Origin of the sequence: Chryseobacterium sp. JM1 (assembly GCF_000737715.1) — a bacterium.
Classification (GTDB): Bacteria; Bacteroidota; Bacteroidia; order Flavobacteriales; family Weeksellaceae; genus Chryseobacterium.
Window position 1 is genome coordinate 1 of sequence record NZ_JPRN01000008.1, and the last position, 13,856, is coordinate 13,856.

At 38.2% G+C, this 13,856-nt stretch carries 11 protein-coding genes; 6 read left to right on the plus strand and 5 right to left on the minus strand.

Annotated features, from left to right (window positions below):
- Window positions 1-206 precede the first annotated feature (206 nt).
- Window positions 207-1,523: a sensor histidine kinase gene (locus IW22_RS14055; protein WP_034727459.1), complete on the minus strand. Its 1,317-nt coding sequence runs from the start codon at window positions 1,521-1,523 to the stop codon at window positions 207-209.
- Window positions 1,524-1,545: 22 nt separating this feature from the next.
- Complete coding sequence (locus tag IW22_RS14060) at window positions 1,546-2,889, minus strand: sigma-54-dependent transcriptional regulator (RefSeq protein WP_034727461.1); 1,344 nt, start codon at window positions 2,887-2,889, stop codon at window positions 1,546-1,548.
- Window positions 2,890-3,095: 206 nt separating this feature from the next.
- Here IW22_RS14060 and IW22_RS14065 point away from each other — a divergent pair, with 206 nt between their 5' ends.
- The 4 genes from IW22_RS14065 to IW22_RS14080 all read left to right on the plus strand — a co-directional run bounded on the left by IW22_RS14065 (window position 3,096) and on the right by IW22_RS14080 (window position 8,989).
- Window positions 3,096-4,337, plus strand: a complete 1,242-nt coding sequence (locus IW22_RS14065) for an efflux RND transporter periplasmic adaptor subunit (protein WP_034727463.1) — start codon at window positions 3,096-3,098, stop codon at window positions 4,335-4,337.
- A gap of 34 nt (window positions 4,338-4,371) precedes the next feature.
- A complete protein-coding gene (locus tag IW22_RS14070) occupies window positions 4,372-5,094 on the plus strand; it encodes an ABC transporter ATP-binding protein (RefSeq protein WP_034727465.1) in 723 nt (240 codons plus the stop codon).
- Between the two features lie 131 nt (window positions 5,095-5,225).
- A complete protein-coding gene (locus IW22_RS14075; RefSeq protein ID WP_034727467.1) occupies window positions 5,226-7,640 on the plus strand; it encodes an ABC transporter permease in 2,415 nt (804 codons plus the stop codon).
- A 53-nt stretch (window positions 7,641-7,693) separates the two neighbouring features.
- The gene (locus IW22_RS14080) at window positions 7,694-8,989 is read left to right on the plus strand and encodes a TolC family protein (protein ID WP_034727470.1); all 1,296 of its coding nucleotides are present in this window, start codon (window positions 7,694-7,696) and stop codon (window positions 8,987-8,989) included.
- A gap of 159 nt (window positions 8,990-9,148) precedes the next feature.
- Here IW22_RS14080 and IW22_RS14085 read toward each other — a convergent pair whose 3' ends face one another.
- Window positions 9,149-9,505 (minus strand): winged helix-turn-helix transcriptional regulator, encoded by a 357-nt coding sequence (locus IW22_RS14085; protein WP_051891240.1) that lies wholly within the window; start codon window positions 9,503-9,505, stop codon window positions 9,149-9,151.
- Window positions 9,506-9,583: 78 nt separating this feature from the next.
- Between IW22_RS14085 and IW22_RS14090 the strand changes: the two genes are divergently transcribed.
- Window positions 9,584-11,146 (plus strand): MFS transporter, encoded by a 1,563-nt coding sequence (locus tag IW22_RS14090; RefSeq protein ID WP_051891241.1) that lies wholly within the window; start codon window positions 9,584-9,586, stop codon window positions 11,144-11,146.
- A gap of 52 nt (window positions 11,147-11,198) precedes the next feature.
- Window positions 11,199-12,131, plus strand: coding sequence for a class I SAM-dependent methyltransferase (locus IW22_RS14095; RefSeq protein ID WP_228384049.1), 933 nt, complete (start codon window positions 11,199-11,201; stop codon window positions 12,129-12,131).
- 87 nt (window positions 12,132-12,218) lie between these two features.
- On the opposite strand, the gene IW22_RS14100 is transcribed toward IW22_RS14095, so the two are convergent.
- Window positions 12,219-12,458, minus strand: a complete 240-nt coding sequence (locus tag IW22_RS14100; protein ID WP_034727472.1) for a hypothetical protein — start codon at window positions 12,456-12,458, stop codon at window positions 12,219-12,221.
- 225 nt (window positions 12,459-12,683) lie between these two features.
- On the minus strand, window positions 12,684-13,697 hold the full coding sequence (locus IW22_RS14105; protein WP_034727475.1) for a zinc-binding alcohol dehydrogenase family protein: 1,014 nt from the start codon (window positions 13,695-13,697) through the stop codon (window positions 12,684-12,686).
- Between the last annotated feature and the right edge of the window lie 159 nt (window positions 13,698-13,856).

Consider the following 13,856-nt stretch of genomic DNA (forward strand, 5'->3'; position numbering starts at 1 on the left):
GTAAGATTAGTTAAGACAAAATCAAATGATTTTTTAAGCTGTACGTCTTAAAGCGAAGCTCAAACTTAATATTCTTAAAAGCTTAACAGAATCTTAATGGTTTAAATTTTTTCTCTCGCAGATGATGCGGATAAAGCAGATTAATAAAATAAAATCTGCGCGAAATTTTAAAACATTTTCGTGATCTTAAAAATCCGCAATTTTTTCTATTGCAGAAACCACATTTCAAAAGAACTGCCTTCTTCCTGTGCATGATAAATAAGATAACCCCGGTGGGCTTCCATAATGCTTTTGGAAAGGGTTAAACCAATTCCGGAGCCGCCGTTTCTTGTCGTGAAAAACGGAAGGAATATTTTATTTTTAATCTCATCAGTAATGCCGGAACCATTGTCTGTTAACGTTAAAATAACTCTGTTGTTTTGAGATCTTATGGATGTTGTAATGATCTTTTCTTCCTTTTCTGAGACCGCAAATATAGCGTTGAGATAAAGGTTGATAATGCTTCGTTCAATCATTTTTACATCTGCGGAGACGAAATGTTCTTCCAGATCTAAAACCACCTGGATATTATTTTTTTCAAATTCGTGTTTTAAGAAATCGACCGCAGATTCTGTAATTGTTTTCAGCGATACATTTTTAAGGATAGGTTTCGGAAGTTCGGCCACCTGACGGTAATTGTCAACGAAATTGAGCAGTTGCTTTGATTTTGAAGTGATAATCATCAGGCTTTCTCTCATTTCTTCCTGATCTTCCTTGTTTACCGTTTCCTGATTACTGATGTATTCCAGATTTTGGATAAGACTGTTGACCGGAGTTAATGTATTTAAAAGTTCATGAGAAATCACTTTCATAAGATTGTTCCAGGCCAGTTTTTCTTTCTGTTCAATGATTTTCTGAACAGATTCCAAAGTAATGATGAAAAAGCTGTGCTGAACATTTTTTACCTGTTTCGTTCTCATGGAAAAAGACTGTTTCGCATTCTGGCGGATAGAAATATCAAGAAATTCCTGCCAGCTTTCATAATTGGTCTCTTCAATAATTTTATAAAATTCAGGAATTTTAGCGGCATACAGCTTCCATGAATTGTATTTTGGAATTTCAAGTATATTCAGGAACGTAGGATTTACATAAAATACTTTCCATTCCTTATCGGTTTCAGATAAAATCATCAAACCGGTGTCTATTTGGTCTAAAATACTTTCATACAGGAGTTTGTAGGAAGACAAGGAAAGGTGTTCATTTTTACTTTGGTAGTATAACTGTACACTGCTGCTTATTAACTCAGAAGCTTCTTCCTTTGGAAATAATGAAAAATCTTTTTTGATGATGGATTGAATAATTTTCTCTGTTTTGGCAATTTGAGATAAAAATGAGGAATTGGCTAAAATGATTAGAATCAGCATCAGGGAAGAAAAAAGAAGCACATTGATCCATTTCTCCAACTGGAAGAAATGATAGCCCAATATTCCGCAGACGATAGCTAATGAAATGTAAATCAGCCAGATGTAATTATTTTTACGCATTGAAATGTATCTATAGATTCAATTATAATCCGAACTTTTCCATCCTTCTGTACAAAGCCGCTCTTGAGAGTCCAAGGTCTTCTGCAGCCAAAGATATGTTACCCTGATGTTTTTTCAGTGCTTTTTTGATGAGTATTTCTTCCATATCTTCAATATTCAGGTTAGTGATTGTACTTTCCTGTTCTTCCAGTTGGGGCATCAGCAACTGAAGACTTTTGTCGTTGGATAAAATCACACTTCGTTCTATACAGTGGTCCAGTTCACGGATATTTCCGGGCCATGGATAATTTTTTAGCTGGGATAATAAGTTTTCAGATAATTCTAAATTCGGCTTATGGTATTTCTGTTTGTAGCGGTCTAAGAAATAGGTAGACAGAAGAGTGATATCTTCCTGTCTTTCTCTCAAAGCGGGAATATTAATTTCCACGGTATTGATTCTGTAGTATAAATCCTGACGAAAACGGTTCTCTGCGACTGCTTTTTTCAGATTTTCATTGGTTGCAAAAATAAAACGCACATCCAGCATTCTTTCCTTCGTTTCACCAATTCTGGAGAGTTTTCTGTTTTGGATCAAACTTAGCAGTTTGGTCTGGAGCTGAAGGGGAAGGTTGCCGATTTCATCCAGAAAAACAGTTCCGTTCTGGGTGTTTTCTATTTTTCCTGCATAATCCTGGTGAGCGTCTGTAAAAGCTCCTTTTTTATATCCGAATAATTCCGCTTCAAAAAGATTCTCAGAAATACTTCCCAGATCAATATGCACAAAAGGCTCATTTTTTCTGTCAGACTGTTCATGAATAGATTCCGCCAAAACATATTTTCCCGTTCCGTTTTCCCCCAGAAGAAGGATGTTAGCGTCAGTAGGAGAAACTTTTTTTATCTGTTCAAGAATTTCCTGCATTTTAGGCGAATGACTTTCCAGCTGATACTGATTGCTTTTTTGGTTGATATTTTCCCATTGGCTCAGCTTTTTATTTTTCCGTGAAAGATCTACGGCAAGATTCACAGAAGCATACAGTTTTTCGTTATTCCATGGTTTGAGGATAAAATCAGATGCTCCTTTTTTTAAACCTTCGATCGCTAATTCCACTTCGCCATAAGCCGTCATCAGAATGACAGGGAGCTGGGGTTCAAGGGTTTTGATCTCATTCATCCAGTACAGACCATCCTGACCACTTTCAAATCCTTTCCGGAAATTCATATCCAGAACAACCGCATCGATCTGATGTTCAACGATAAATTTCAGAACTTTTGTGGGCTGACTGAGACAGCTTACTTCCGAGAAAAATTTCTTGAGCCAGACTCTTGCCGAAAATAAAATATCTTCATCATCATCTACAATCAATATATGGGCTTCTTTTTTACGCATATTATTTAAAAAATTAATTAAAACAGAGAACTCGTTACACAAATGTAAAGCTTAAGTGTTCATTTTCGCACAAAAAGTGTCCGATAATGAACAGTTTTAACCAATGGGTTTAAAGCTTTATTTCAGATTGTCAATCACTTACAGATTTATAATTTACTGGCATCTGGATTGTGTAATTAATTGTAAGCAAACGAGTTATCTTAATTATGGATACGAAAATAGTAAAAAAGAAATCTACATTGAAAATTGTTTTAATCGGATTGATGATTATAGTGGCAGGATCACTGTTCAGTCTGTATTTCATGAAACAGAAAAAGACGTATAATATTTCAGCGGAAGACATTCAGATAGAAGAGGTCACCCGTGGAAAATTTGAAGACATGCTGATGCTCACCGCACAGACGCAATCTTTAAACTCATCCCTGGTGAATGTTCTGGAAGGTGGCGCCATAAAGGAAAAATTTGCGGAAGACGGGCAGATCCTCACAAAAGGACAACCCATTGCAAGAGTCTACAATCCGAATACAGAATTTAATTATCTGAATCAGGAAACGGGAATCATGCAGCAGATCAGCCAGATGAGAAGTACACTTCTTGAACTTAAAAATCAGGAATTCGTACAGGACAAAGAACTGTTGCAGTCCCAGAATGATTATAATACGGCTTTACAGTCGTTTAATCTGCAAAAACGTCTTTATGATGCTGAGATCGGGAAAAAGACGGATTATGACATCAGTCTGCAGAATCTGAATTACCAGAAACAAAGAAAATCAATCGTAGAAAAGGGAGCTTTTAACGAAAAAAAATCAAGAAGCTCACAAATGTCTGCCATTAACTCTTCAATCAGTCAAATGGAAAAAAGCCGTCAGATCCTGCATTCCAATAAAAACAATTTCCTGATCATGGCTCCGGTTTCAGGAAGGCTGTCATCATTTAATGTTTCAATAGGCGAAAACCTTACGACGGGACAGAGTATTGGTAAGATTGACTTAATGGATGGCTATAAATTGGTAGCTAAAGTAGATGAGTACTACATCAATAAACTTCAAAACGGAATTAAAGGAAGTCTGGATAACGACGGTAAATCATATGAAGTGATCATCACTAAAATTTTACCGGAAGTAAAAGACGGACAGTTTTCTGTAGAACTTAACTTTACAGATGTAAAACCGCAAAACCTGAAAATAGGGATGACCTTTGGCGTAAAGCTCAAACTATCTGCTGATACCCAGAGTGTAATGGTTCCAAAAGGTAATTTTTATAAAGATACCAACGGAAAATGGATCTTCGTGGTAAAAGGAAATAAAGCGGAAAAAAGAAACGTTGTTTTAGGTCGCGAAAATCCTTTATTTTACGAAGTAGTTTCAGGGCTGAAAAGCGGAGAAACAGTGATTACATCTGACTATTCAGATATTAAAAAATACGAAATCCTTGAGATTAAAAAATAATAATAATAACCTTCACCTTTAAATAAAAATTAAAATGATCAACGTTCAGAATCTTTCTAAAATCTATAAAACTGAAGACGTACAAACCAATGCTTTGAATAACATCAGTCTTCATATCAAAGAAGGGGAGTTTGTAGCCATAATGGGGCCTTCAGGCTGTGGAAAATCTACATTTCTTAATATTCTCGGTCTGCTGGATGATGCTTCTACAGGATCTTACAAATTTGCAGAAGTGGAAACGGTAAAAGCAGGAGAGAAAAAGAAATCGGCTATCCGAAAGAAAAACATAGGCTTTATTTTCCAGAATTTCAATCTGATAGATGAGCTTAGTGTGTATGAAAATATAGAATTACCCTTGATTTATAACGGAGTTTCCTCTTCTGAGAGAAAAAGAAGGGTAGAGGAAATTATGGAGCAGATCAATATCGGACACCGTGCCAAGCATTATCCTCAGCAGCTTTCGGGAGGTCAGCAGCAAAGAGCGGCCGTTGCAAGAGCTTTGGTGACAAAACCTCAATTGATTCTTGCCGATGAACCTACCGGAAATCTTGACAGTTCCAACGGAAATGAAGTGATGAATCTCCTGGCAGAGCTTCACAGAGAAGGTTCCACCATTGTCATGGTAACGCACTCTTCTTATGATGCAGGTTTTGCTTCCAGAATTGTGAATATGAAGGATGGTGAAATATTTAATGAAGAACATGCTTCCCAAAGAAGAGATGTTTTCGAAAAGGCGGATGCGCAGGAGCTCCAGTAACTGGAACATTTTTAACTCATTATATTGTAAAAAACTAATAACCGTGGAACTCAGTTTCCTGGATGTCAGGTGTATTTTCGACCTGAATCCTCCTGGAAATATACCTTCATTACTTACAAAATTATACGATCATGCTTAATAACTGGCTTAAAATTGCTTTCATCAATTATAAAAAGAACTGGCTGTCTACCGCAATCAATTTATTTGGACTTACGGTTGGACTTACGGGATTTATGCTGATTCTGCTGCATTGGAATGATGAAGAGTCATTCGAAAAATGGAATCCTAAAAAGAACGAGATCTACTATTTTCAAACGTATCATAAGAAAGAGAATTCTTACGGAAACAACATTTCTGTTCCTATTGCAAAACGTGCCAAAGATATAATTCCGGGAGTACAAGATTATGTTTTGTTCAACGGCTCAGGAATAGGAGTTAAAATGACTACTAAGTATAAAACAATCTATCAGCAGGAGGGACTGACCGCAACGGAAAGCTTTTTTAATTTTTTCCCCTTTAAACTAGTTTCCGGAACCTATAAGAATGCATTGAAAGGAGAAGGTGCTATTGCGTTGTCTTCTACTGCGGCTAAAAATCTTTTCGGTACTACCAATGCTGCCGGAGAAAGTTTGAAATTTGACGGCAAAAATTATGTAGTCACTGCCGTTTACGAATTGCCGACAGAGAATAGTCAGATTAAGCCAGAGTTTATTATCAACCCGGTAAAGCAGATTAAAAATGATGAAAACAATTGGGGTAACTTCAATTACGGGTGTTTTTTTATGCTTAAAAAAGGGACAGATCCTTCTACTTTACGACAAAAATTTATTACTGATATTTTTGAATACAGGGCAAAACTGGATAAGGATTCCGAGGGATTGACCCCTCAGCAATATCTGGATTTGTATGGTCCTACAGATAGTTTACTGACGCCTCTGGATCAAATAAAACTCCACGCAAAAGCATCCTGGTTTGGGGTGCCTGATTTCAAAACCTTAATGATATTGTTTACGCTTTCGGTTTTAATTGTTGTTTTATCAGCTATTAACTTTATCAATCTGAAAACGGCACAGGCTTCTCAGCGGGCTAAAGAAATCGGAGTAAGAAAAGCCATTGGCAGTACAAAAACCAATCTTATTGTTCAGTTTTTACTGGAAACTTTTGTTCTTTGCATCGCTTCTTATCTGCTTTCACTGGCTTTAACAGAACTTCTTTTGCCAAGCTTTAATAAGTTTTTTGATAAGGAAATGAAGATGAATGACTGGCATATCTACTTTTATTCTTTTGTCATGGTCATCATGGTCACATTGATCTCCGGGTTGATTCCGGCCATGTATCTGTCCAATTTCAAAGCCATAGAAACTCTGAAAGGAAACTTTGCAAGAAGTAAACACGGAATCTGGTTGAGAAACGGAATTCTGACTTTACAGCTTATTATTTCATCATTCTTCATTATTGGCGGATTGATCGTGAATCAACAGGTGAAACATATGATGAACAAAGATCTTGGCTACAGCGGAAAACAGATACTGATCGTCAACTTCAGGGAATTTAATCCAAAACCATGGCTGAAATACGAAAGATTAAGAACCGAAATGAGCAAGATACCGGGAGTAGATGAGGTTTCTTATGGAGAAATTGTTCCCGGAACCAACAGATCCAGCAGTTCGAATGTTGATTTTATGAATCAAAGTATCCAGGCTCAGCACGGATCTATGGATTACAATTACCTCCAGTTTATGAATGTAAAACTGAAAAAAGGACGTTGGCTGAATCCGAATCTCGCTTCTGATACCATGAATACGGCTTTGGTTAATGAAGCTTTTGTTAAAAAATTCGGCTGGAAAGATGATGAAGCTTTCAAGAATGAGATCCGTCCGGGATTTGACAGTATAAAATACCATATTGTAGGGATCGTAAAAGATTTCAATGTCAGAAGTTTAAGATCTGAAATAGAACCTACTGTATTTTTTCATTACAGGGAAACAGACTGGAAAAAAGAATATGTTTATAATATTCAGCTGAAAATAAAACCGGATGATATTGAAGGTACGGTAAACCGTATTAAAAAATATTGGTCGGGCTCGGTAGAACCGGGGTATCCTTTTGACTACTTTTTTATCGATCAGAAATTTGCTAAAACTTTTGAAAGATACCAGAAACAGCAAACCCTTTTCACCATTCTGAATGCGATGGTTTTAATGGTGGCCCTGTTAGGATTATTTGCCCTGTCTTCACTGATGATTGAACAGAAACTGAAAGATGTAGCGATTAAAAAGACTTTGGGAGCTTCAGACGGAATTTTAATCATGGGACTTACCAAACAATTCCTTTGGATTACCCTCACAGCGGTTCTTATCAGCATTCCCATCAGTTATTATCTGATGAACGAATGGCTGAAAGATTTTGCTTACCGTATTGATATGCCGGTTTGGCCATTCATTATAAGCCTTCTTACGCTGCTTATTTTAACATTCGCTGTCGTGAGTATCAAAGCCTACAAAGCAACCAAAGTAAGCCTTGTGAAGTATCTTAAATATGAATGATTTTCATTCCAGGTACTTATTTTCTTTAAAATACATTTAAATTCATCTTGTACATGAAAAATCTAATCTTCATATTTTTTGTGGGGCTATTTCCTGCACAGCAATCATGGAATCTTCAGCAGTGTCTGGATTATGCTGCGGCCAATCATCCGCTGGTAAAACAGGCAACGGTAAACATAAAGAAAAATGATCATCAGATTGCAGCTTCAAAAGGAATGTTATTGCCTTCTGTAGAGGCTGGTGTTGATCATAGCTATAGTTTCGGATCATCAATTAATCAGTCCAGTAATCAGAGAGAAGTGCTGAATACACAATACGACCAGCTGAAGGCTCAGGCCAATATTGAGCTTTTCAACTGGCGAAATTATGTGAATATTTCCCTTTCAAAACTCAACAAAGAAACCAGCTCTTACAAGCTTAAAAGAGCTCAGAATGAAGTGAAACTGAATGTCATTCAAACCTTTTTTATCTATCAAAACAGTAAAAGCTGGCTGGATGTCCTGGAAACTCAGATTTCAGGGATTGAAGAGCAAATTAAGCGAACTGAAAAAGAAGTGGAAATAGGAAGCCGCTCGAAAAGTGACATTTATGACATAAAAGCCAACTTAGGAACGTTGCAGGAACAATGGGTAAGTGCAAAAAATCAACGTGATCTGGCCAAAATAAATCTTCTTAACGCTTTAGCCATCCCTCAGGACTCTATAGATTTTGTGACTACTCATGAGGAGGCTTTAGCGGAAGATGATTTCAATCAATCTGATTTTACCAAAAGGTTACTGGAAAATAATCCGGCATACCAGACTGTTCTTGCAGAAATCAAAGCCCAGGAAAAAACGGTAGATCTTGCAGGTTCAGCTTATTTACCAACCCTTAACGGAAGCTATAGCTGGTCTACTTTTTATAATAAATCTTTAAATAATAATGCTTCTACTGCCAGTTTTTCCGATCAGTTTTCTCAAAACAAAAACCAATCGGTGTCTTTTGGACTTAATATTCCGATTTTTAATAAGTTTCAGGTCAAAAACAACGTGGAAGTCGCTAAGTTAAATGTGATCAATTCTACTTATGATAAAGAATTGATTGTCAATAATCTTACTCAAAGCATCAATTCTATAAAGGCCCAGTATATCAATGCTCAGGAAAAATATACCCTTTTAGAAGCTAATTTTGAAAATCAGAAACTGTCTTTTCAGAAATCAGAAGAAAAATATAAAGAAGGCCTTATGGATGCCTATACCTTCTTTGTTGTGAGAAACAACTGGCTTCAGGCCAATTATAACCTGATTAACAGTAAAAACGATGTCATCCAGCAAACGGAATTGTTAAAAGTACTGAAGACCGGATTATAACCGACTGTTGCAAAAAGCTATTTTAAACATTCAAAGATACTGCATCATCATATGAAATTCAATAGGGCGGACTTTAGTCCGTCCTTATTTATGATCACACAAAAGGTTATAGTCAAAACTAAAAAAAATCAGGATCACGAATCCAGAGCAATTTCAGTCTTACCCCAGTATTTCCTTTCTGTGTGTACGTCCCCAGCTCAATAGTTCATACAGAACATTTCTCAGTGAGGCACCGTGCTCTGTAATTGTATATTCAACGGTGGGAGGGAAGGTATCATACACGTCCCGCCTGATAAGCTTGCTTTCCTGCATGTTCTTTAATTCTTTGGCAAGCGCTTTATCTCTTATACCATGCACTTCCCGTGCAATTTCTGTAAACCGTTTCGGTCCGCTGCATAAAGAATAAAGAATCAGGAGTTTCCATCTGCCTTCTACTGCTTCAAGAGCATCTTTAATAAGGAGCATTGCTTTAGAGCAGTCTCTGTCTTCAAAAATTGAATCTTCAGGTTGTACCATCGTTACTTTCTATTAGGAGAGTGCTTTCCAAATGGAAAGTACTTTCTGTTGTAAAGCAAAGATAAATAATTTTACAGAATGAAAAATGAAGTAAAAATTACAGTGGAATCTAATAAAGAAAAAAGCAGACGACAGTGGATCCTAATAACCGTCTGCATTGCATTGATGGCAGTTGTTGCATCCGTAAGCGGACTGAATGTAGCCCAGCAAAAACTGGCTCTTGAATTCAAAGTTTCGCAAAATACCGTTCTGTGGATGATCAACACCTATACACTCACTCTTGCCGCGTTCCTCCTCCCATTAGGGGCAGTGGGTGACCGGGTAGGAAGGAAACCTGTTTTACTTACAGGACTTTTGATATTTGGTATAGCAGGCCTCATGTCCGGTTTTGCAGTTTCACCAGTCATCATGCTGATATCGAGACTACTGAGTGGCATCGGAGCTGCTCTTATTATGCCTGTTACCCTTGCGGTTATAACCTCCACCTTTCCTGATGAAGAGCGTTCCAAAGCAATAGGAATCTGGACTGCTGTTGCGGGAGGAGGAGGAATTCTTGGAATGTTTTTATCTGCTGTTTTAATAGATTGGGGATCTTGGCGTTGGCTTTTTGCACTTCCTGTTCTTTTAGCAGCGGCTGCTTTTGTGATGACATTACGCATTATTCCTAATTCAAAAGAAATATCAGGACATCCATTTGATATCGTAGGATCCGTACTGTCAGTTTTTGCCATTATCGGATTTGTTTTCGCGCTGCACGAAGTTCCCGGAAAAGGATGGACAGATCCTTCTACAGTCATAGGTTTTGTCCTGGGGATTACAGGACTTATTGCATTTATATTTTGGGAAAAGCGTTATGCCGCACCCATTCTTGATGTTCGGTTGTTTCATCAGCGTGGTTTATCGGGCGGTTCTATTTCTCTGATCATCATTTTCGGCATACAGGCAGGAATTTTTGTAGTTCTTTTTCCGTATTTCCAGGCGGTTTTAGGATGGTCGGGACTCAAATCGACATTTGGCATGATGCCAATGGCTGTTTTTATGATGGCGGCCTCCGGTATGGCACCAAAAGTAACAGATAAAGCCGGCGGCCGTTTTACAATGGCAACGGGAGCAATTTTGGGAAGTGCCGGTGCTGCGCTGATGGCTGTTCTTGTTTCCGTAGAAGGAGGATATTGGTCCGTTTTACCCGGAATGCTTATCATGGGCTTCGGAATGGGACTTTCTATGACGCCATCTACTGAGGCCATTACATCTGCTCTTCCTTCAGACCGGCAGGGAGTGGCTTCAGCGCTCAATGATATTACCCGGGAACTGGGCTCTGCATTAGGTGTTGCATTATTAGGTGCAATGGTAACATCAGGTTATAGTGATGCAATGTCGCCTTATCTTGTCGGTATGCCCTCTACTGTTTCTTTACACGCAAAAGCAGGAATAGCCAATGCTTTGGCCGTTGCTCCGGGAACCGGAATAAAATCTGATTTTCTTATTCATGCTGCCAGAGAGTCTTTCGTACAGGGATGGAAAGAAGCTATATGGGTGGGATCCGCGGTAATGGCATTACTTTTTGGATATATCAGTACAGCAGGTCCGGAAGCTTCCAAACTAATAGGTAGGACCAGAGAGCCGGATGAAGCAGCTTAACTGTATTTTTTTTGATCGTAAAATCTAGATATAATAACTAAAAAATAAAAAAATGCTCAACTCGTTATTTGGAAGAATTAAAATATGCAAGGTCATAAAAATCTATGAGATTAATCCAGTGGATTCTGAACAGATAAAGCAGATAGAAGATGCTCTGAAGAAAATACTGCCGGATGCCGTCATTAGATTCGGCTTAAGTCCTGCTAAAAACGTGATTCAGATTGAGAACACACCCTTTGATTCCGACCTGATGATTGAAACTCTTGAAAAAATTGGATTTTTCTGTCATCTTATATCTGATGAAGTGGCCGCAGAAGAGGTTTCAAATACAGCTCAGGAGATGCATGATTTTTGGGACTCAGCTTTTATTCGAAATCAGCATATGTGGGGATATGCGCCTGCAGCTTCTGCTGTTTATGCAAAAGATTTTCTTGTTCGGCAGGGTGTAGAAAATGTTCTCATTCCGGGAATAGGCTACGGCAGAAATGCCGGTATATTTATTGAAAACGGGATAGAAGTCACCGGAATTGAAATATCAAAGACAGCAATAGATTTAGCCCAAGAATATTACGGAGGAGAGCTGACTGTTAAGCAGGGTTCTGTTACAGAAATGCCGTTTGACAGCCGGACTTATCAGTCAGTTTTCTGTTATGGTCTGCTGCATTTGCTTACCCCATGGCAGAGAGAAAAACTCATAAAGGATTGCTATAATCAATTGCAGGATGGAGGCTGGATGATATTTTCAGTAGTGTCTAAAACATCACCTAATTACGGAAGAGGCCGACAGATTGGGGATGATACCTTTGAAGTGGGGGATGGCGGACAGATTTTCTTTTACGATGAGAGATCTGTGCAAAAAGAATTTGAGCAGTCTGGATTAATGGATTTCTTTGAAATTGGTGAGCAGATTAATATAGGTAGTCAAAAGCCGGATTTCATTTTTTTTCTGGTCACATGCAGAAAACCTCAGAACAGAGAGATGTAGCCGGAACCCGGTTACATCTCCTGAGAGTTTGATGATTAAAGTATTATTTAATGTACTGGTATAGAAAAAATCTCCGGTTTATTGCTGTTAAGGATGGATCACGACAGGAGTTCCACCGCAGGTTGCATTACAAACATCATACGGACCAGGACCGAGTGGTAAATCGGTTTGGCCTTGGTAGAATCCGAGACAGCAGTTGAAACATGTTGAGAACTCAGCATTTTCCCAGCTGCCGCAGGGACCGGCAGAAACACCTCCGGTGATATTTTTCAGTTTTGATCGGTCCAAAGCTTCTGCTCCTGGGATGATTAGTTTTAAATTTTTCATAGTAATTGATTTTTGTAAATCAAATATAATAATAAAATTCAAACAGGAGTGATAAGTTTAGATTTAATATGTTGATTTAAAATTGATTGTGTGTGTTTTGAATGATTTTGTTTGAGTAGTATTTCTTCTGAATTATATTAAAAAAAACAGGAGACCCGCAATCTATTGAATGCAGGCCTCCGTAGCTTTCAGCCTGTTCACAAAAGTGAAAATGGGAATTTCCAATTAAAATTTAATCACTGTTTTACCTATAGCTTTTCCGCTTTCCTGAAGTTCATGGGCTGCTTTCAGATGATCTGCTGTAAATCCTGTATACATTTTATACAAAGTAGTCTGTAAAGTACCGTTATCAATAAGTTCAGCCACTTTATCCAGAATTTTATGCTGTTCCTGCATATCATAGGTCTGAAAAGTAGACCGGGTAAACATCAGTTCCCAATGAAAACTGACACTTTTACCTTTTAGCAGACGGAGATCTACAGGCTGTGCAGGATCACTTATGGAACCAATCCGGCCCTGAGGCTTGATCAGATGTACAAAATCATTCCAGTATTGGTTGACATTCACAAAATCTGCAATGAAATCTACCGTTTCAAAACCTGTCTTTTTCACTTCTTCTGAAAGATGACGATGATCCACTACATAATCTGCACCCATCGTTTGGCACCATTCAATCGTTTCAGGTCTGGAAGCCGTTGTAATCACCTGCAATCCTAAGACTTTTTTCGCAATTTGTATCGCGATGGAACCTACGCCGCCGGCACCACCGATAATCAGAATGCTCTTACCCTGATCTTTTTCCGGAGAAAGATGCATCCGTTCAAAGAAAAGTTCCCAGGCAGTAAGGGCTGTTAAAGGAATGGCTGCAGCTTCCTCTGCACTTATGTTGTGTGGAGCATGGCCCACAATACGTTCATCCACCAGCTGATATTCCTGATTGCAGCCATCCCGGTTGATAGCTCCGGCATAGTACACCTTGTCACCTTTTTTAAAAAGTGATACCCCGTCACCAACAGCTTCCACTGTTCCTGCAGCATCCCATCCGATAATTTTAGGTTCAGTGCTTACCTGATCTTTAAGGCTGTTCTGACGTACTTTGTAATCAACAGGGTTTACTGCGATAGCTTCTATTTTGACCAGAATATCTCTTCCGGCAGGCTGAGGAATTTCTTTTTCAAATTCAATAAAGCTTTCCGCTTCCGTTATTGGCATTGATGTTTTAAATCCAATTGCTTTCATATTGTAATATTTTGTAATAAGTAATAATGTTTTGAATGGGAAAGGAGCAGGTTCGTGATAATCAAATTATAATTCCGTTATGCATGCCGTTTTATCATTATTTTTATGGACTATCTCAATTGCAGGTAACAGTCATAGCTCATCATTCCTTTCATCTCC

Bases quoted from the DNA above. Each gene is read 5' to 3' on its own strand.
- IW22_RS14055 (WP_034727459.1), bottom strand. From the start codon at position 1,523: ATGCGTAAAAATAATTACATCTGGCTGATTTACATTTCATTAGCTATC.
- IW22_RS14060 (WP_034727461.1), bottom strand. From the start codon at position 2,889: ATGCGTAAAAAAGAAGCCCATATATTGATTGTAGATGATGATGAAGAT.
- IW22_RS14065 (WP_034727463.1), top strand. From the start codon at position 3,096: ATGGATACGAAAATAGTAAAAAAGAAATCTACATTGAAAATTGTTTTA.
- IW22_RS14070 (WP_034727465.1), top strand. From the start codon at position 4,372: ATGATCAACGTTCAGAATCTTTCTAAAATCTATAAAACTGAAGACGTA.
- IW22_RS14075 (WP_034727467.1), top strand. From the start codon at position 5,226: ATGCTTAATAACTGGCTTAAAATTGCTTTCATCAATTATAAAAAGAAC.
- IW22_RS14080 (WP_034727470.1), top strand. From the start codon at position 7,694: ATGAAAAATCTAATCTTCATATTTTTTGTGGGGCTATTTCCTGCACAG.
- IW22_RS14085 (WP_051891240.1), bottom strand. From the start codon at position 9,505: ATGGTACAACCTGAAGATTCAATTTTTGAAGACAGAGACTGCTCTAAA.
- IW22_RS14090 (WP_051891241.1), top strand. From the start codon at position 9,584: ATGAAAAATGAAGTAAAAATTACAGTGGAATCTAATAAAGAAAAAAGC.
- IW22_RS14095 (WP_228384049.1), top strand. From the start codon at position 11,199: ATGCTCAACTCGTTATTTGGAAGAATTAAAATATGCAAGGTCATAAAA.
- IW22_RS14100 (WP_034727472.1), bottom strand. From the start codon at position 12,458: ATGAAAAATTTAAAACTAATCATCCCAGGAGCAGAAGCTTTGGACCGA.
- IW22_RS14105 (WP_034727475.1), bottom strand. From the start codon at position 13,697: ATGAAAGCAATTGGATTTAAAACATCAATGCCAATAACGGAAGCGGAA.